17 protein-coding genes, 1 tRNA gene and 2 pseudogenes are annotated in these 17161 nt (G+C 61.2%); 6 read left to right on the top strand and 14 right to left on the bottom strand.

Annotated features, from left to right (window positions below; genetic code table 11):
* Positions 1 to 296: 296 nt before the first annotated feature.
* Entirely contained in the window at positions 297 to 821 is a 525-nt protein-coding gene (locus tag DDE76_RS19940) for an IS5 family transposase (protein WP_104892052.1), read from the bottom strand.
* A 38-nt stretch (positions 822 to 859) separates the two neighbouring features.
* Positions 860 to 1018: pseudogene (locus DDE76_RS20050) on the bottom strand (transposase); the annotation flags it as partial.
* A gap of 156 nt (positions 1019 to 1174) precedes the next feature.
* On the opposite strand from DDE76_RS20050, the pseudogene mobF reads away from it, so the two are divergent.
* A pseudogene (gene mobF / locus DDE76_RS13650) lies at positions 1175 to 2665 on the top strand (MobF family relaxase); the annotation flags it as partial.
* Here mobF and DDE76_RS13645 read toward each other — a convergent pair.
* Positions 2636 to 2712, bottom strand: a tRNA-Arg gene (locus DDE76_RS13645). The pseudogene mobF and the gene DDE76_RS13645 sit on opposite strands and share 30 nt — an antisense overlap.
* Positions 2713 to 3321: 609 nt before the next feature.
* On the opposite strand from DDE76_RS13645, the gene DDE76_RS13640 reads away from it, so the two are divergent.
* A complete protein-coding gene (locus DDE76_RS13640) occupies positions 3322 to 4242 on the top strand; it encodes an SMP-30/gluconolactonase/LRE family protein (protein ID WP_104892055.1) in 921 nt (306 codons plus the stop codon).
* On the opposite strand, the gene DDE76_RS13635 is transcribed toward DDE76_RS13640, so the two are convergent.
* From DDE76_RS13635 to DDE76_RS13610, 6 genes are all read right to left on the bottom strand, one after another.
* A complete protein-coding gene (locus tag DDE76_RS13635) occupies positions 4214 to 4714 on the bottom strand; it encodes a DoxX family protein (RefSeq protein ID WP_104892056.1) in 501 nt (166 codons plus the stop codon). The two genes, DDE76_RS13640 and DDE76_RS13635, sit on opposite strands and share 29 nt — an antisense overlap.
* Positions 4707 to 5471 carry an HvfC/BufC N-terminal domain-containing protein gene (locus tag DDE76_RS13630; RefSeq protein WP_104892057.1) on the bottom strand — a complete coding sequence of 255 codons (765 nt, stop codon included), beginning with the start codon at positions 5469 to 5471 and terminating at the stop codon, positions 4707 to 4709. Before DDE76_RS13630 ends, DDE76_RS13635 begins: the two co-directional genes overlap by 8 nt.
* Positions 5468 to 6325 carry an MNIO family bufferin maturase gene (bufB, locus tag DDE76_RS13625; protein ID WP_104892058.1) on the bottom strand — a complete coding sequence of 286 codons (858 nt, stop codon included), beginning with the start codon at positions 6323 to 6325 and terminating at the stop codon, positions 5468 to 5470. The genes DDE76_RS13630 and bufB overlap by 4 nt, the downstream gene beginning before the upstream one ends.
* A 57-nt stretch (positions 6326 to 6382) precedes the next feature.
* Complete coding sequence (locus DDE76_RS13620; protein WP_104892059.1) at positions 6383 to 6691, bottom strand: BufA1 family periplasmic bufferin-type metallophore; 309 nt, start codon at positions 6689 to 6691, stop codon at positions 6383 to 6385.
* Between the two features lie 162 nt (positions 6692 to 6853).
* A complete protein-coding gene (locus tag DDE76_RS13615; protein WP_104892060.1) occupies positions 6854 to 7243 on the bottom strand; it encodes a PRC-barrel domain-containing protein in 390 nt (129 codons plus the stop codon).
* Position 7244: 1 nt separating this feature from the next.
* Positions 7245 to 8930: an EAL domain-containing protein gene (locus tag DDE76_RS13610; RefSeq protein ID WP_158672378.1), complete on the bottom strand. Its 1686-nt coding sequence runs from the start codon at positions 8928 to 8930 to the stop codon at positions 7245 to 7247.
* 157 nt (positions 8931 to 9087) lie between these two features.
* Here DDE76_RS13610 and DDE76_RS13605 point away from each other — a divergent pair, with 157 nt between their 5' ends.
* Together DDE76_RS13605 and DDE76_RS13600 are read left to right on the top strand one after the other, a co-directional pair.
* Positions 9088 to 9345, top strand: coding sequence for a hypothetical protein (locus DDE76_RS13605; protein WP_104892062.1), 258 nt, complete (start codon positions 9088 to 9090; stop codon positions 9343 to 9345).
* Positions 9345 to 9638 (top strand): hypothetical protein, encoded by a 294-nt coding sequence (locus DDE76_RS13600; protein ID WP_104892063.1) that lies wholly within the window; start codon positions 9345 to 9347, stop codon positions 9636 to 9638. The genes DDE76_RS13605 and DDE76_RS13600 overlap by 1 nt, the downstream gene beginning before the upstream one ends.
* Before the next feature lie 49 nt (positions 9639 to 9687).
* Here the strand turns inward: DDE76_RS13600 and DDE76_RS13595 are convergent, their stop codons facing one another.
* The 3 genes from DDE76_RS13595 to DDE76_RS13585 form a co-directional block, all read right to left on the bottom strand.
* The gene (locus DDE76_RS13595; RefSeq protein WP_104892064.1) at positions 9688 to 10353 is read right to left on the bottom strand and encodes a YiaD family glycine zipper/OmpA-like lipoprotein; all 666 of its coding nucleotides are present in this window, start codon (positions 10351 to 10353) and stop codon (positions 9688 to 9690) included.
* A gap of 102 nt (positions 10354 to 10455) precedes the next feature.
* Positions 10456 to 11226, bottom strand: a complete 771-nt coding sequence (locus DDE76_RS13590) for an SDR family NAD(P)-dependent oxidoreductase (RefSeq protein WP_104892065.1) — start codon at positions 11224 to 11226, stop codon at positions 10456 to 10458.
* Between the two features lie 131 nt (positions 11227 to 11357).
* Positions 11358 to 12683, bottom strand: a complete 1326-nt coding sequence (locus DDE76_RS13585) for a hypothetical protein (RefSeq protein ID WP_104892066.1) — start codon at positions 12681 to 12683, stop codon at positions 11358 to 11360.
* A gap of 338 nt (positions 12684 to 13021) precedes the next feature.
* Between DDE76_RS13585 and hemA the strand changes: the two genes are divergently transcribed.
* Together hemA and DDE76_RS13575 are read left to right on the top strand one after the other, a co-directional pair.
* Entirely contained in the window at positions 13022 to 14302 is a 1281-nt protein-coding gene (hemA, locus tag DDE76_RS13580) for a 5-aminolevulinate synthase (RefSeq protein ID WP_104892067.1), read from the top strand.
* A gap of 860 nt (positions 14303 to 15162) precedes the next feature.
* Positions 15163 to 15648, top strand: coding sequence for a flavodoxin family protein (locus tag DDE76_RS13575; protein ID WP_104892068.1), 486 nt, complete (start codon positions 15163 to 15165; stop codon positions 15646 to 15648).
* 31 nt (positions 15649 to 15679) lie between these two features.
* On the opposite strand, the gene DDE76_RS13570 is transcribed toward DDE76_RS13575, so the two are convergent.
* Positions 15680 to 16315 carry a response regulator transcription factor gene (locus DDE76_RS13570; RefSeq protein ID WP_158672379.1) on the bottom strand — a complete coding sequence of 212 codons (636 nt, stop codon included), beginning with the start codon at positions 16313 to 16315 and terminating at the stop codon, positions 15680 to 15682.
* A gap of 287 nt (positions 16316 to 16602) precedes the next feature.
* Positions 16603 to 17040 (bottom strand): large conductance mechanosensitive channel protein MscL, encoded by a 438-nt coding sequence (mscL, locus tag DDE76_RS13565; protein ID WP_198650918.1) that lies wholly within the window; start codon positions 17038 to 17040, stop codon positions 16603 to 16605.
* Positions 17041 to 17161: the final 121 nt, after the last annotated feature.

The following is a 17161-nucleotide window of genomic DNA, read 5'->3' as shown; positions in this document are numbered from 1 at the left end:
GCCTGTTGGAAGCTCTACCGCCTCGCTTCGCTGCGAGCAGAATGCCAGCGCCAGTATGAACAGAAGCACAAAGGCCGAGCCAATCGCAGGCTTGTATGAATTCATTTGTTCACCTCTCAAATCACGGGCCTCCTTCTAAGAGACGCCGTGCCCTAGTGGAATAGCCGGATAGACCGTTTCACCCCAACGTCCATAAAATTCGTGTCATGGGACACGACCTATTGCAGACCAAGTGCGGGAGACACGCCAAATAATTAGCGCGGGGCTCAGGTCGCCCGGCTCTTTCGCCTTCCAGTCTAGGCCGTGTGGACGAATTTGAGCAAGCATAGGCCGGCAGCGAAGCTGACGATCGAGCGGAAATTCCGTGCGGTCTTTTCGCACCGCAGAGCGACGCGTTTGAAGCGCTTGAGCCGCCCGAAGCCTTGCTCGATACGAGCGCGCGCCTTGTAGAGCGTCTTGGCGAAGAAGGCCGGCGGGTTCTTCTCATTGGCCTTGTGCGGGATCACCGGGGCGATGCCGCGAGCCCGCGCGGCGGCGCGATTGGCCTTGCTGGAATAGCCTTTGTCGCCCAGTGCGGCGCGTGGGGTGATGTCCGGCCCTATGTCGAGCAGGGTCTCGAAGCGGGTTGTGTCCGCAACCTGACCGCCGGTTAGATCGAACGCGATGATGTCGCCCGAATTGTCCGCCTTGGCGTGGATTTTGGTCGTGAACCCGCCACGCGAGCGTCCGAGCGCCTGGCCTTGCTGCCCCCCTTTGCGCCGGCCGCCGAGATATGGGCGCGGACAATGGTGGAATCGAACATCTGGATCAAATGGGCCGATGCGCTCATCTCGGCCAGCGTGTCGAAGAAGGCTTCGAACACGCCGGCCTTGCTCAGCCGGTCAAAACGCTTCCACACTGAGTTCCAATGGCCGAAGCGCTCCGGCAGCGCCCGCCAGCGCACATTCTCCACCGTGAAGAAGTGCATCGCTTCCAGAAACAACCGGTCGTCCGCGGCCTTGCGGCCCCGCCGGGGCAGGCAACCTCGCCTGCTTGTCGACCTGAACGACCCAGGGGACCAAGCCGCCCATGAGAATGTATTCGATCAGCAATTGTGCGAGCAGCGATTTGCCGACGCCGCCCTTGCCGTTCAACACCGCCAGGACCACCCTAGTGTAGCGCGGGCGTCTGGTTTTCCCCGCGCGGGCAGCTGGGTGTCGTCGACGGCACCGAAGTTTCCGCCGCCGACTTCGAGCATCTCTATGCCGGCCAGTCGCTCGATGGCGCCACGCTCGCCAACTCTGGTGGCCATCTACTCGATCGCGTCGCAGCGTTCGATTTCACCTTCTCCGCCGACAAATCTGCGTCTCTTTTCTGGAGTTGCGCGCCTGCCTCGCTCGCTGCCCGAATAGCAGCGGAGCACCTCGCGGCCGTCCGCGACGGATTGCAGGTGGTCGAGACCTTGGCGGGGGCGACAAGACACGGAAAAGGCGGCACCAGGCTGCAGCCCGCAGCGCTGACGGTTGCGCTCTTTACCCATACCGACAGTCGGCCGAGTGAGCACATTGATGGTGTCATTTTCGCGGACATGAATCTGCATGTGCACGCCGCTGTCGCGAACCTCGTCGCCTGTGAGGACAGCAAGCTGAGGGCATTGCATTCAACACTGTTGCGCAGGGCCAAAATGGCGGCGGGCGCGGCCTATCACGCCAGCCATGCACACCGCCTCTCGCAACTTGGCGTGCAGGTGGAAGCGGTCGGTAAGAACGGACAGTTCCAGATTTCAGGCATTGCCCCCGAACTCATCACCTATTTTTCTGGTCGCCGGCGCGAGATCGAGCAAGAACTGGCGGCGGCCGGTGTCACCAGTGATGCAGCGCCCGCGCTTGCGGGCCTGGTGGCGCGAACCACGCGCAGTGTGAAAGGCAAAACGACCGAAGAAGAGCGGCGCGGCGACTGGAAGGCGGCCTTTGCGCGCCTCAGTGTGCGACAAGCCGATGTCGTCGTGGATGCCCTGGTCATGAGAACTGGTACATCGAAGACCGGTAAAATCTACACCTACTACACGTGCGCGAACAGGATGACGAAAGGCTCGAAGGCCTGCCGGGGCACCAATGTCTCCATGCCCGCTCTGGACGATCTCGTGCTCTCCGGCATTGAGGAGCATCTGTTACCGCCCGAGCGTCTGCTCAAAGTCCTCGAAGCTCTCATCGCGCGCAAGCGGCAGTTTGCAGCGAATGTAGATGGCCGCCTCGAAACGCTGAACGTCGAGCGCGCCAAGGTCGAATCCGCCCTGAAGAACATCTACAAACTGGTCGAAACCGGCGCCCTTGGCGCGGATGACATGTTAACCGCCCGGATCACCGAACTGCGAGACCAGAAGACCAAAATTGAAGCAACGATCGAGCGCGCGCTCGCCAATGCAGCGCCTATCTCCGAGGTTACGCCCGAGGCCCTGCGCTCTTTCAGTCAGGCCGTCCGAGAAAAACTGTTGCATGGCGATATCGCGCTGCGTCGCAACTACCTGCGCTCCGTGGTCGGCCAGGTCATTGTCGAGCCGCAAAAGGTGACGATCGTGGGTAGTACCCACGCGCTTCATGCCGCAGTCACCCGAGGTGAATTTTCAGCGCCTAGAGTTCGCAGTTTGGTACAGAAATGGCGCACCCGACAGGATTCGAACCTGTGACCTCTGCCTTCGGAGGGCAGCGCTCTATCCAGCTGAGCTACGGGTGCAGGCCGGAATCGGGCCGTTGACCCGACAGAACGGCCGCAAACTAGTCGATGACCTTGCGATAAGCAACCAGGCAAATTGTTCGTCCAAGGTCTGAAAACGCCGCCGACTGCAACGCCGCTCGGCTGCGCCGACTTTGCCGGCACAATTTTGGCCTCAGCCGCTCAATCGCCCGCTCGGGCCACATAGCCTTGAAAGACTCGACGAAGGTCCTAGTCTAGCAAAGGGCGGGGTCAAATCTCATCGTGCGCGAACGCAGCGGGAAGCCAGTGATACGACGAACGCAGGCCGAGGCGCAGGACACAGTCGAATAGTTTTGCGACCGGTTATGGCCTTGAAGCTTCTGCGGTTTCGACGCATTTGGCTCGCAGGTTGCATCGCTGCGAACCACCGGGTTCTCGTAACAATTTTACGCCTGTTGCGCAGTTACAAATCGCCCATCAAGCCATTGATTTCATTGACTTTCGCACAATTCAATCCTGTCCGGCAGAACCAGTTTACGCCGGTTGCTGAGTTTCAGTGCGGTCCGGACAGTGCTTTGTTGTGCCACGCCGTTGCCTTGCCGACCCTGGCCGGGAAGGCTATGGCTGGCTGGCATCAGGGAGGGGCGCATGGCCGAGCAGGGGCTTTACGAGATTATCGATCCGCGATTCGCGCACAAGATCGTGGGCAGTGCGCAATTGGAAGAGCTGCACACCGGGTGCCGATGGGCCGAGGGGCCGGTGTGGTTCTCAGACCATGATGCGCTTTATTTTTCCGACATCCCCAATCAGCGGGTACTGCGCTATCTGCCCAGCGACAATTCGGTCAGCGTCTATGCCGAACCATCAAATTTTGCCAATGGGCATACCCGCGACCGCCAGGGCCGGCTGATTTCCTGCGAGCATGGGCCGCGGCGGGTGACGCGGACCGAGATCGACGGCACGATCACGGTGCTGGCCGACAGTTTTGAGGGCAAAAGGCTGAACTCGCCCAATGATGTGGTGGTCAAGTCGGATGGCTCGATCTGGTTCACCGATCCGAGCTACGGCATCCTGTCCGATTATGAGGGGTATCAGTGCCAACCTGAACAGGCAGTGCATGGGGTCTACCGGATCGATGCACAGAGTGGCGAGGTCAGGCTGATGGTGGATGACTTCGTGCAGCCCAATGGTCTGGCCTTTTCGCCCGACGAAAGCGTGCTCTATGTCGCCGATTCCGGTGCCAGCCATGATCCCGATGTGCCGCGCCATATCCGCGCTTTTGCGGTTGAAGCCAGCGGACCGGCCCTGCGGGACCTGGGACCATTTGCAGTGATCGACAATGGCATTCCCGACGGTTTTCGGGTGGACACCGACGGCTGGGTGTGGTGTTCGGCTGCGGACGGCGTGCAGGTGTTCGACAACGCGGGCAAGCTATGCGGCAGGATCTTTGTGCCGCAGACGGTCTCGAACCTGACTTTTGGCGGACCGAGGCGGAACCGGCTTTTCATCACCGCCACCACCTCGCTCTATGCGCTCTATGTCACCGCGCGGGGTGTGCAGACCCCTTGACCCGCTGGCCGAAAAGGCCGCCCAGCAGGCGATCGGCCGAAAGCATGCCCCCACCATAGACCAGCAGGGCCAGGGCCATGGCGAACCAGGGCAGGTGGAAATTGATCAGGCCATCGGGCACAGTGAGCTGGATGATAATGGTCATGGCCAGAATACCGAGCGCGGCGAAGCGCGTGCCCAGGCCCAGCACCAGCAGGATGGGCAGGATGATCTCACCCAGACCGGCCAGGAATGCCATGGTCAGCGGCGCGGGATAGGCGAAGGCCTGCCCGAAAATGTGCAGCTTGAACTCCTGCTCGAAGAGATAGCGGGCGCCGGTCGAGAGATTGAGAAAGCCGTCCCACTTGGTCAGGCCCGAACGCCAGAACGGAATGGCCAGCGCGACGCGCAGGGCCAAGAGCGGGAGAGCGGCCGGGACTGCGGCCAGCCCGATATCGAGCCGGCTCCAGAGGGCAATGGCGCGATCAAACATCAGCAAGCTCCTTGGTCAGGGTCGTAAAGGCGCCCAGTCCGGCCAGCCCCACCAGAGCGGCGCCGGGATCAAAATCTGGAAAAACGGTCAGGACGGCTTCGGCTGCCTGGCCCAGAGTTCGGCCCTGCCCTATCGCCTCGAGAAACGCGCAGGCGGCGGGTGGAATGATCGTCAGGCGGACATGGGCTTGTGGCCGCGTGAGCAGCACGCATTCGCTGCCCGATAGTGCCGGAATGCTGACCGGCGTCGTCTGGTGGGCAGACCAGAGCGTGCCGACCGGAAAGCCAGAGCGCACCAGGCGCGTGGACGGCGCCAGTGTCAGATCGAGCGAGGCCAGCGCATCACCGGCAATCGTACTCAGATCGGCCGGAGCAAGGGCTATGGCATCGGCCGCGTTATAGGCCTCGGTCCAGGCCGCCTCGAGCCGGGCCAGATCGGGCAGGTAGGGCAATCCCGAAGCGGGCGGAAACTGCGCCACGAAATCGGGGAAACTGTCGCCATAGTGGATCAGAACCGGACCCTTGGGCTTGGTCTGCGCAACATAGAGCCTTGCCATGCCGGTGAAGAACTCTTCCCCGACCAACTGGCGGGTCACCGGGAAGCGGGCGGCGAGGGCACCAACCAGGCTGACATGCACATTGTTGCGATAGACCGCGAAACGCTTGCTGTCCGCAGTGCCACGCGGCGAAACCAGTCCGGCCGGCACCGGCTGGGCGGGATCGGTCAAGGCCCGGGTGAACGGGCTCTGACTGGTCACGATGCCAATCTCCGGTTGAGCGTGCCATCGAGCACCTCACCCACAAGGCGAACCTCGTCCATCAACACATCGAAGGCGGGTACGTTGTTGTCCCATTCGATCAGGGTCGGCAGGGCACCCGTGCGGATGATGGTGTGGCGGTAGCGTTCGAACACGTCGGGGCGCACCCGGCTGCCATGCGCATCGATCAACAAGCGTTCGCCAGCGTCATCGGTGGTTTCATCATAGCCGGCAAGATGAATTTCTCCCACATGGTGCACCGGAAAGCGGTCGATATAGGCCACCGGATCGAGCCGGTGATTGACGGCTGAGACCATAACATTGTTGACGTCGAGAAGCAGGCCGCAACCGGTCCGGTCGGCGATGGCGGCGAGGAAATCGACTTCCTCGATAGTGCTTTCTTCGAACAGGACATAGGTCGAGGGGTTTTCGAGCAGCATGCGGCGGCCAAGGACCTGCTGCACCTCATCCACATGGGACACGACCCGATCCAGCGTCTGGGGCGTGTAGGGCACGGGCAGCAGGTCGTTTAGATAGCCTTCGTCATGGCTGGACCAGGCCAGATGCTCGGAAAAAGAAGCGGGCTGGTAGCGCTCAACCAGGGCACGCAGACGTTTGAGATGATCGCGATCAAGCGGCGCTTCGCCGCCGATCGACAGGCCGACGCCGTGCAGCGAGAGCGGATAGTTTTCACAGATGGCGGCCAGATAGCGATGGGGCGGGCCACCCTCGCCCATATAGTTTTCCGCATGCACCTCGAAAAAGCCGAGATCGGGCTTGTTGGCGAGGATCTGGGCATAGTGCTGTGGCTTCAGGCCCAGGCCGGGGCGCGCTGGCAAAGTGTCAAAGGGCATGGATGCCTCCCTTGGGAAAGGCGGGAGGCTCGTAAGCCTCCCGGGGGTTGGCTCCAATCAGCTAGCCATGGGGAGATCGCGGTCGAGCGGCTCTAGCGAGCCCATGCGATCTCCCTCGATCATCATGGTTTCGCAGGTGCCGGCAGGCACGGCTTTCCAGGCATTGCCCTGGTAGTCGATGGTGGAGGTGCCGGCGCAGGTGGTGCCGGGACCGGCGGCGCAGTCATTGGCGCCGGCAAGGGCAACACCATAGCACTTTTCGGTTGCGGCCATGGCGTCGCCGCCCATGGCATCCTGGGCAATGGCGGTGCCACCCAGGGCGGCAGTCAGCGAGGCGGCAAGGGCAAAGGTAGTCAGGCGGTTCATGGGTTTCTCCTCTGGTGGGGAACCGTTTGGTTCCAACACAGCGACATTCGCTGCCCGGCCAGAGGCGTTACACGATCACGCGCTCGTGAACGAAAAAACCGACGCCAGGAAAATCCGGCGTCGGCTTGCAATTACTTGGTCATTGAAAAATCGGTGTCTGGATCAGATCCAGTAGGGGGCCACGCCATAGTAGTCATGAACACGGCGCCCATTTTCGGCCGTCCAGAAACTGTCGTCCTCGCCCTCGAAGCGCGGGGCGCCTTCGAGCTGGTCCTTGGTGATATCGACGCGGTAACCGCCGAGATTTTCGTCGTAGTCCAGCTTGGACCAGGGCAATGGATAATGGTCGTGGCCGATGCCCAGGAAGCCGCCAAAGCTGAGAACGGCATAGGAGACCTTGCCGCCGCGCTTTTCGACCAGAATGCGCTCGATGGAGCCGATATGGTCACCGTTCGGGTCGTAGACCTTGGTACCCTCGACCTTGTCCGAAGCGATCAGATCGTGGGTTTCCTTGACGTCGGCGGTGTCGATGCGCTTGTCATCATAGGCCATTTCATCCTCCTTGATTGGGGTGTGAAGGCAGAACGCGGCGCTCTGGTGCAAGTTTCGTCGAGTTTGGAAATGTGATCAGGCGACGAGGCGCGGCCGCGTCAATGGGCGGGCCGTGATCGGCCAAATAGGCGACAAAGGGTTCGATCAGGAGTGGCCGGGCGATGCCGTACCCCTGGGCAAAATCGACCATGCCGGTGGCCTTGAGGGCATTGAGGCGATCCGTGGTCTCCACCCCTTCGACCACCAGCGACCGGCCCGAGGCCTGCACAAGGTCGATGGCGTGAGTCAGCATGGTAGACATGACCGAATGGTCTGGGGCCATGGCGAAAGACCGATCAAGCTTGACCCCGTCGATCGAGAGCGCCGCCAGATTGTGCATGGAGGAATAGCCCGCGCCGAAATCGTCAATATAGACCTTGAGCCCGGCGGCCCGCAGCCGCTCGATTTCGACCTGTGCCGTTTCGGGGCTGATCTCGGCGGTTTCGACGATTTCGACCACGACGTCGAACGGGGTATTCTCGGTGAGGAACGGGGCGAAAATCGGCACCAGCTTGCCGGCATCGAGGTCCTGCGGGAAGATGTTGAAGTTGACCTGCAGGCGCACACCCCTGGGCAGATGGGCAGTCAGGTCTGCATAGGCATAGGCAACCACCATGGCGGTGAATCGCTCGGTCAGACCGCGCTTTTCAACAATGGGCAAGAAACGATCCGGCGGCACGATGGTGCCGTCCAAATCACGCCAGCGCGCCAGAACTTCGCACCCGGTCGCCAGGTCTTTTTTCAGATTGAGCAGAGGCTGGTAAGCGCAGACCACCGAGCCCTTGTCGAACCGGCGCAGAAAACGCGCCTCGAATGACCAGTAGCGTTCGATGATGCGCTGCAATTGCTGCGCCACCCAAGCAGCCAGGACGCCGGCGACCAGCAGGATGACAGCAACGGTAGCCCAGCCCAGGCTGAACAGATTGATCAAGCTGGCGCGCCCGGCAATGCAGTGGACCCCTGCCGTGTCGCAAGATAGCTGATAGAACGCTCCCTTCATCAGGTTGGAGAGCGCTGGCCCCGAATGCTCCAGCGCCTCAAGATATATGCCGGGACTGCCAGAGCGATGCCACCAGCGGGAGTCGATGGCTCTGAAGACCAGTTCCTGATCCATCCAGCGCGGGGCGGTCGCGGGCAAGGTCTGGCCCGGAATGACCATCGCATACTGGCCACGGCGGGCAATGGTTCCGGCCATGCCTTCGAGCCTGAGGAATCCCAGGTCCCGATCCAGCCAGAATGAGACATTGAATGGATTGGCGGCGTCCACATCCGCGGCCCCCAGGCTGGCAGGGTGAGGGAAGACGCCAGAATTGACCGAGCAGATTACATTGCCATTCTCGACATAGAGCAGTTCGTTGATGCCGTCGGGCAGGAAAGCGATGCGCCGCATTTCATCAAGAAATGCCGGCGAACAGGGTTCGGCTACCAGCCGCTGATCCATGACATCGAAGGTCGAGAGTACATTGTGACGCAAGCGTTCATAGTTGCTCAGCGTGGTGGCGATCTCCGATCGCATGTTGATGGCCACCTGTTCGGCTACAAACCAGGCGGCACCCGAGAGCATGAGCACAAACGAGATAAGCCAGAGGATCAGTCGAAGACTGCGCCGGTGTGTTCCCGAAATAAAGAGGCCGACAATCCGGCTCATCCGTACTCCCTCCGCGTCCCCCATTCTGGCTGGAAACCTCTCAAGAGGGGGTTAAGCCGAGGCGCTCCATTGCGGATGACAGCCGGAACCGGCGGCGCGCTGTTGCATTGATCTTTCTGGAGGGTCGCAAGGCCCAGCACAATTTCGGGAGAGAACGATGATTTTCGACACCCTGAAACAACGCATGGGTGGCAAGGACCAGCTCAACCCCATGCAGATCGCGCACCACACCCTGTTTACGGCGCGCGAAAAAATCGACTTGCTGCACCAGCTCAAGGCAGAGGCCACCGGGGCTCAGGCTGAAGGCGCGAAGGTGGCTTATGAGCCCGAGGAAATCGACCAAGCCATCGCCGAAGTGCGCGAAGGCGTGGAGAGCGGCGTGGGCACGGAGACGGTGTTCAAGGGAGATTACTGATGGCCGACACCAAGGACAAACAGGCGCCGCCGGTGGCGGAAGTGGACCATCTTGTGGACGAGAATTCGGCCAAGCTGGATGTGCCTGACGGCTCGGGCCTCAAGGTGGCCGGCGAGCACGACGCAACCGTGGCTTCGACAGGGCCAACCAATTGGTGGCTCTACGGGTTATGCGCTCTGGCGATTATCGTGGCCATTTTGCTGGTCATGCAGATCTTTTCAGGTGCGCCGGGCACCGACATGCAGCCGGGCTCTCCGACATCGGCGCCGGTGGTCGAGACACCCGCGCAATAAGAAAGGCGCGACCCAAAGATCGCGCCTTTCCTCAATTTCGTATTGGTGATCAGCCGCGGATCGGCGAGAGCTGAATTTCCACGCGGCGGTTCTGTGCCCGTCCGGCTTCGGTGCCATTGGAGGCGATCGGCGAGGTTTCGCCCTTGCCTTCGATGTAGAAGCGGCGCTGATCGATACCCTGATTGGCCAGGATCGTTGCGACGGATACGGCGCGGCGCTGGCTCAGTGCGAGATTGTAGGCGTCGTCGCCCTGGCTGTCGGTGTGGCCATAGACATCGACGATGGTCTTGTCGAATTTCTTGAGCACCAGGGCGACCGAGACCAGGGTCTGGTTGAACTGTGGCTGCACTGTCGACTGATCGGTCGCGAAAGTAATGTTGGACGGCATGTTGAGAATGATCTGGTCGCCCACGCGGGTCACCGAAACGCCGGTGCCCTGCAACTGGGCGCGCAGCTCGGCTTCCTGCTGATCCATGTAATTGCCTATGGCCGCACCGGTCAGGCCGCCAACGCCAGCGCCAATCAGGGCGCCAACGCGCGGATCACCACCTACGGCCGCGCCGACAATGGCCCCGGCAACGGCGCCGCCGCCGGCACCAAGCAGGCCGCCGCCGGCGGTGTTGGAGAGCCGGCTCTGGCCGGTATAGGGATCGGTGGTGGTGCAGGCGCTGAGCGCCAGGGTCGCGGCAAGGGCGACGAGAACCTTCGACTTCATAGACTTCCCCCAGTAAGGATTCGGTAAGTGTGGCCTTGTGTTGCCCTTTCAATAAGGCAGGAGCGTGATGAGGGGAAGAGCCTGAACCGGGGATGAATGGGGTTAGATGTTGGCCCAACCGCCATCCACCAGAAAATGCTGGCCGGTGATCATGGCGCTGTCATCGGCAGCCAGGAACAGGGCCATGCGGGCGCAATCCTCGGGCGACAGCGCTTCTGGGATCGCCTGTTGCTGCTTGATATCAGCGAGGTCGGCCGCGGAGATCCAGAGTTCGAGCTGACGCTTCGTCATCACGGCACCCGGGACCAGGGAATTGACGCGAATGCCAGACTGACCCAGTTCGCGGGCCATGGCGCGGGTCAGACCGTGTATGGCGGCCTTGGCCGTCTCATAGACTGGTATGCCGGGTGTCATGATCATCCAGCTGATCGAGCCATAATTGATGATGGAGCCCCTGCCCGCTTTGGCCATGCCCGGTGCCACCGCCTGGATGGCAAAGAAGGCATGCTTGAGATTGACCCCCATGCGCTGATCCCACTCCTCAGGCGTCACTTCGTTCCAGTGGTGGCGCTGATCATGGGCCGCATTGTTGACGAGAACGAGTGTGTCGCCGTGCCGGTTCGCGCATTGGGCTATGGCGGCCTGATAGGCAGGAATATCGGTCACGTCGCAGGGGATGAAATGCACTGTGCGACCTGCCGCGTGCAGTTCGGCAGCCAGGGCCTCGCCGGCCTCGATGGCGATGTCGACGAAGCCGACTTTGGCGCCCTGCTCGGCAAAGGCCCGTACCATGGCCTCGCCAATGCCTGAGGCGCCGCCGGAAATGATGACGGGGCAGTCCTTGAGGCTGGGATAGGTGGCAAAGCGGTTCATGGTGATGTCCGGATTAATCGCTGGGATGTCGCGACATATAAGCCCACGGACTGCCGCACCCGCAACCCAGTTCTGATGTACGTACGTCAGAAACTTTTAACGATGACAAGTTGCGCTTCGGGTCGACACGCTCAGCGCAGCTTCTCGACCGCCGGGGCCATGGTGTGAGGACCAACTTCGCGGTTTTCGACTTCGGCCAGCAGGCTCACGATCTTGTCGACATGGTCGATGTGGCGCTGCTCCATGGAAAAATTGAGCGTCACATACTGGCGGCCCGGGCAAAAGGTGCAGATATTGACCTCGGTGTGCCAGGCGCCGCAGTAGAGCGGCTCGATCATGCCATGGGTGAGCGGACCATAGGTGCGGTGCGGCGGCACCAGTGTCAGCACGATGTCATTGCCGCCATTGAAGCGCCAGAAGCGCTTATTGGGCAGGAAGGGGAAGACCCGGTTGACTGCCCGCATGGCCTTGAACATGGACATGATGACGACCTGGAAGGAGGTGATGTCCTTCTGCTCGATACCGGCCACAGTGTCGTCGACCGCCCGGACATAATCGACGAAGTCGTCCATGACCTTGAACTTGGCTTCCAGCGCCCGGACGCGGAAGAAGTCGTCATCGGTGCTGTTCCGCTTGGTGTCGAGCATGGTGTAGTTGGCGCCAATCACCTTCTTGCTCATATGCTTTTCGGCGCCTTCGCCATTCAGGGCGTGGGTGACCAGCGCGAACATCAGCGAGCGCTGGCGGACGCCGAGCTTATTGGCCAGTTTACGCAATCGATGACGCTCGATGGCCAGTGTGCGAAAGCCCCAGGGCTTTTCCTTGGGCGCCAGCACATTGGCCATGACCAGATAGATCAGCGTGGTCAGGCCGCCCCGCAGCGCACTCCTGAGCCGGTCCCCCCAAGGCAACTTGTTGGATTTGTCCGACTGCACGCCATGGCTGGCCGATGCCGAGCGGGTCAGCAGGGCCGAATCCGAGCCTTCGAGCAAGGCGTGGCTGGAGCGCACCTGCAGAATGGCCGCGCGACCTTCAGCATCGGGACCGTCGCGGCGGACGGCGGCCATGACGCGGAACAATGGCAGGTCCTCGCGTTCAAAGATGTCTGAAGATTTGGAGAGCCATTTGTCGGGATAGCCGTCAAGGTCGTCGACCATTTCGACGGACGTGATGGCATCGAGCATGTGCTTGGGGAAGGGCTGGCCCGGCTGGGCGCCGACAAAGCCATGGGTGAGCTGAGGCGCCAGGGCGATCATCTCGGCAACCATGTTGCCCAGCGCGTCCTTGTCGTAGCTTCTGGTGGAGAAAGCCGTGAAAAAAACGGTGTCCTTCCCTTTGTATAGAAACCACTGGAAATCGGTGAACAAGGCCTGCGGGTTCTTCTCCACGGCGGCCCGAGCAAGTGCCAGGGCATCGCCATGGTCCCCGGCAAAACTTGAAGACGAAAAACTCTTCACTCCCAATCTCCCCTCACTGCTCCCCCGAGCCACTTGATCTAAGCGCAGCGCAAACAATCTATCAACAAGTACTCCAAGGTCCGGTTAATTGCGGCCTCGAACATTATTGCCTGTTTTTACTGGCAGACCAAATGTCACCGGGCGGTGTTGGCAGGGTGGTGAGCTTACTTTAGAATAGCTCTTATGTTCGCTGGGCCACCCCAATGCATCCAAGGGGTTAGGCACGGCAGCGCGTCGAATTGACCTATATCAATGCGGCGTCACGGGGATTAGGTAGAGCATGAAAGAGCCAGGTCCGGCCGCCCCGCCGTTCCAGTGCTCGCAAAGGAATGGCTCCCATGGACTATCGCGGAATATTCGAGGATGCAGTGGATACACTGCGCGCGGAGAAGCGCTATCGCGTCTTTGCCGACCTTGAGCGAATCGCCGGCAAGTTTCCCAAGGCCGTGTATCGAGACGACGCGGACAATGCCCGCGAGATTACGATCTGGTGTTCCAACGACTATCTGGGCATGGGCCAGCACGACAAAGTCGTGACGGCGATGCAGCAGACCGCTGCCAGCATGGGTGTGGGCGCGGGTGGCACGCGCAACATTTCAGGCACCAACCGGCCGCTGATCGAGCTTGAGCGTTCGCTCGCCGATCTGCACCGCAAGGAAGCAGCGCTGGTTTTCACCTCGGGCTTTGTCTCCAACGAAGCGGCGATTTCGACCATTGCCCGCCTGCTGCCCGACTGCATCATCTTTTCCGACCAGCTCAACCATGCCTCGATGATTCAGGGCGTGCGCCAGTCGGGCATGGAAAAGAAGATATTCCGGCACAATGACGTGGCGCACTTGCGCGAATTGCTCAGCCAGGTCGATCGCAAGCGCCCCAAGCTGATCGCCTTCGAAAGCGTCTATTCGATGGATGGCGACGTCGCCCCCATCAAGGAAATCTGCGACCTGGCCGAAGAATTCGGGGCGCTGACCTATATCGATGAAGTCCATGCCGTGGGCATGTATGGCCCGCGCGGCGGCGGCATTGCCGAACGCGACGGATTGATGGACCGGATTGATGTCATTGAGGGCACGCTGGCCAAAGGGTTTGGCGTGATGGGTGGCTATATCGCCGCCAATCGATCGATTATCGATGCGGTGCGCTCCTATGCACCCGAATTCATATTTACCACCGCCCTGCCCCCGGCCCTCTGCGCGGCCGCCCGCGCCTCCATCGAACATTTGAAGGGCAATGGCGAGGAGCGCCTGATGCATCAGCGCCAGGCGCGGCTCACCAAGGCGATCCTAGCTGATGCCGGCCTGCCGGTGATGGCCACCGATACCCATATCGTGCCGCTGATCGTGGGCGATGCGCGGGCCGTCAAGGCGGCCAGCGACATGCTGCTCGACAAGCACAATATCTATATCCAGCCGATCAACTACCCCACGGTCCCCAAGGGCACCGAGCGGCTGCGCATCACGCCGACGCCGCTTCACACCGACGAGATGATCTTTGAGCTCCGTCATGCGCTGGTGAGCGTGTGGACGAGCCTGGAACTGCCGCGCGAGCGGGCCGACCCGGCCATTACCGCCAGCAAGCTGACCAGTGGCGATCTGACCCTGCCCAGCCTGGGCGGATGAGCCTACGGCGTTGCCGTCCAAAACGTTCAAAGATCCTTCCGCCTTGCCCAAGGCATGCCGAAGTGCCGGACGACGCATGAGTCTCCGGTTTCGCGATTGGACGTGTCCCGAGGCGCGTGCGTCTCAGTAAAACTAAGTAATAGAGACGTCGCCGCCTCGGGACGCTGGGTTTCTCCTGCTGTCGTGGCCCCTATTGATCGCTCGTCGCAAGGTGGCCCGGCTAGCAGACGAGCCCTGGAGCGAATCCAGTCTCACCAACTCCTCCCGCAACTGTTCGCTGCAGTCCGCCCATCGCGGGAGAGATGGGAGGAGTATGGGGGAGGTTTTGGGGGCGGGGATAAAAAACTTGGCCGGGTGTGGTGATGGCCGACCTCGTCCTTCGAGGCTTCGCACCTCGGGGCGAGGTCTTTGAGGGAAGCTGTGTTTCGCAAGCCCTCATGGTGAGGTGGGATCGAAGCGACCCTCGAACCACGCGGGCGCCTTCAGCGAAAGTTGCACCAGTTCAGGATGGGCCCCGGCCTGTGCCGGGGTGACAGCCGGTGGGTTTTATCAGGCCATGCAACAAGTCTGACGTCATGGCAGGAGTCCACCCCATTCCTGCCAGTCCCATTCATACTGCCACTCGACCATAGGTCTCGCGGCTTCCTCGCCTCTGGCCACGCCTTTGCCGCGCTCTGACACCATTACGCCGCCAAGGATGGCGTGTTGATGCGTATGCTGCCGCATCAGGCAAGGCCGGCTCCCAAATAGCGGGGCAAGGATTGCCGATCGCGTCGCCAACGGCCATGACTTGATCGACGTCAAGAGTGGGCCGCAGTTTGGTGCCTATACTCCCTGATACATTGCTGGGAGCATGTGCCATGCCCATTCTGATCGTCTATGACAGTATCTTCGGCAATACCGGCCAGATCGCCAGTGCGATGGCCGACGAACTGAACACGACCCACCAGACGCGGCTCGCCTCGGTTCAGGAAGCCAGGGATATCGACCTTGGCGGGCTCGACCTGCTGATCGTCGGTTCGCCGACGCGCGGATTTCGGCCCACCCCCGAGATCCAGGAGTTCGCTTCCCGGCCCGACCTTTCGGGGCGCGCGGCAACCTTCGATACCCGGATCGACCTCGACACCATTGAGCCTGCGCCCTTGCGCTGGGTGGTGCAAGCCGGCGGCTATGCTGCCGAACGGCTGGCCCGCGAACTGTCGGAGCAAGGCTGCACCATAGTGGGCGAGCCGGCGGGCTTCGTGGTTACCGGCCAGGAAGGCCCGCTCAAGGCCGGCGAGACCGAACGCGCCGCACAATGGGCGCGACGTCTCGTGGAGGCGGTGCCCGAAACCGGAGTGGGCTGATCCACCGACCCCGGTCACGGCGACCAGCGTGCTAGCTCGTAAGGACAATGCGCATCAGGTCGGCGGTGTTGCGGGCGCCCAGTTTCTCCATGACCCGGGCCCGGTGCACCTCGATGGTCCTTGGGGAAATGCCCAGCTCGCGCCCGGCCTCCTTGTTGGACTGGCCATTGGTAATCAATTGCAGCACTTCGCGCTCACGCGGGGTGAGCTGAGAAAAACCGCGCACCTCAACCGGACGGCCACCGGCCTGCATGGCGCCCAGATGCACATCCTTGCGCAAGGCGTCCCGCACCACACCCAGCAGCAATTCGCTGTCGATAGGCTTGCTGAGCACATCGGTTGCCCCCAGCTTCATGGCGGTGACGGCTGCCTCCAATTGCGGCTCGTTGGCCAGCATGACAACCGGGGCGCCGGTGCGCAGTCCCTTGACCCGGCGCAGCAGGTTCAGCCCGTCTTCCTCCCCCTGGTTGAGATTGATGACCGCCACATCCGGCCGCCGTCGCTCCAGCGCGGCGAGGAAATGCGCGGCCTCGAGCGAGAAGATGGTCTGAAACCCCTCAAGGCGAAACAGCACGCTGAGCGCCTCGCAGGTGCCGGGATCCGGATCGACGAGATGGACCAGCCGGTCCCGATTGAGAAATGCGTGGTAGTAGGAATGCGTGTTCATGCCATAGCCCCTTCCGGCAAGTTCGCTTCTGTAGCGGTCGCCAGGGCGCATAACATTCCGCATGACGAGGACCTGCCGGCCTTCGCCTCGCTGCACCTCTGCCCAGGTGTCCCGCAAGTGTAGTTTGCTCTAAGTGGTGGCGCCGTCCGATACGATGAATCCGTAGGATGGACTACCTACGAAATAGGTAAATATTCTTTTGTTTTGTTGTCAACGACTTTATTCCTAGTTTCCTCGCAATGGAAAGGCCGGCATTGCTGCCGGCCCAAGGACAATCAGGCTCTGCGTCAGGCCTTGCTGTTAGCCCGGATGGCGTCACGAATCTCGGTGAGCAGCACTTCTTCCTTGGATGGGGCCGGCGTTGATTCCACCGGTTCCTTGGCCGCTTCGCGCTTCATGGAATTGATGCCCTTGACCACCATGAAGAGCACGAAGGCGATGATCGTGAACTTGACCACGGCATTGATGAAGAGCCCAATATTGAGCGTTGCCACGCCCGCTTCCTGAGCTGCGGTCAGGGACGGCACGGGCACGTCATTGGGGTTGGACAACACAACGAACAGGTTTGAAAAATCGATCCCACCCAGCACAAGGCCTATCAACGGCATGAAGATGTCGTCAACGATCGAAGAGACGATGGCCCCGAAGGCCGCACCGATGATCACGCCGATGGCCAGGTCGATCATATTGCCCTTGATGGCAAAGTCCCGAAATTCCTTGAACACGCTCATTTAGACCCTCTCGAAATATTGGCCCCGCCCCACTCCGGCGACCGCCGCGTTTAACCACAAACACGGATTGAAAGGCTTTTGGGGCAAAAAGCAATGGGCCCAAGGGCGGTCTTGC

This window comes from Devosia indica (genome assembly GCF_003056405.1).
Lineage (GTDB): Bacteria > Pseudomonadota > Alphaproteobacteria > Rhizobiales > Devosiaceae > Devosia > Devosia indica.
The sequence above is the reverse complement of the archived record's forward strand: the minus strand, read 5'-3'. Positions and strand labels throughout refer to the sequence as shown.

Bases quoted from the DNA above. Each gene is read 5' to 3' on its own strand.
- DDE76_RS13635 (WP_104892056.1), bottom strand. From the start codon at position 4,714: ATGTTTGATCGCGCCATTGCCCTCTGGAGCCGGCTCGATATCGGGCTG.
- DDE76_RS13595 (WP_104892064.1), bottom strand. From the start codon at position 10,353: ATGAAGTCGAAGGTTCTCGTCGCCCTTGCCGCGACCCTGGCGCTCAGC.
- DDE76_RS13575 (WP_104892068.1), top strand. From the start codon at position 15,163: ATGCCCATTCTGATCGTCTATGACAGTATCTTCGGCAATACCGGCCAG.
- hemA (WP_104892067.1), top strand. From the start codon at position 13,022: ATGGACTATCGCGGAATATTCGAGGATGCAGTGGATACACTGCGCGCG.
- DDE76_RS13610 (WP_158672378.1), bottom strand. From the start codon at position 8,930: ATGAGCCGGATTGTCGGCCTCTTTATTTCGGGAACACACCGGCGCAGT.
- DDE76_RS13570 (WP_158672379.1), bottom strand. From the start codon at position 16,315: ATGAACACGCATTCCTACTACCACGCATTTCTCAATCGGGACCGGCTG.
- DDE76_RS13590 (WP_104892065.1), bottom strand. From the start codon at position 11,226: ATGAACCGCTTTGCCACCTATCCCAGCCTCAAGGACTGCCCCGTCATC.
- DDE76_RS13615 (WP_104892060.1), bottom strand. From the start codon at position 7,243: ATGGCCTATGATGACAAGCGCATCGACACCGCCGACGTCAAGGAAACC.
- DDE76_RS13640 (WP_104892055.1), top strand. From the start codon at position 3,322: ATGGCCGAGCAGGGGCTTTACGAGATTATCGATCCGCGATTCGCGCAC.
- DDE76_RS13600 (WP_104892063.1), top strand. From the start codon at position 9,345: ATGGCCGACACCAAGGACAAACAGGCGCCGCCGGTGGCGGAAGTGGAC.
- DDE76_RS13605 (WP_104892062.1), top strand. From the start codon at position 9,088: ATGATTTTCGACACCCTGAAACAACGCATGGGTGGCAAGGACCAGCTC.
- bufB (WP_104892058.1), bottom strand. From the start codon at position 6,325: ATGCCCTTTGACACTTTGCCAGCGCGCCCCGGCCTGGGCCTGAAGCCA.
- DDE76_RS13620 (WP_104892059.1), bottom strand. From the start codon at position 6,691: ATGAACCGCCTGACTACCTTTGCCCTTGCCGCCTCGCTGACTGCCGCC.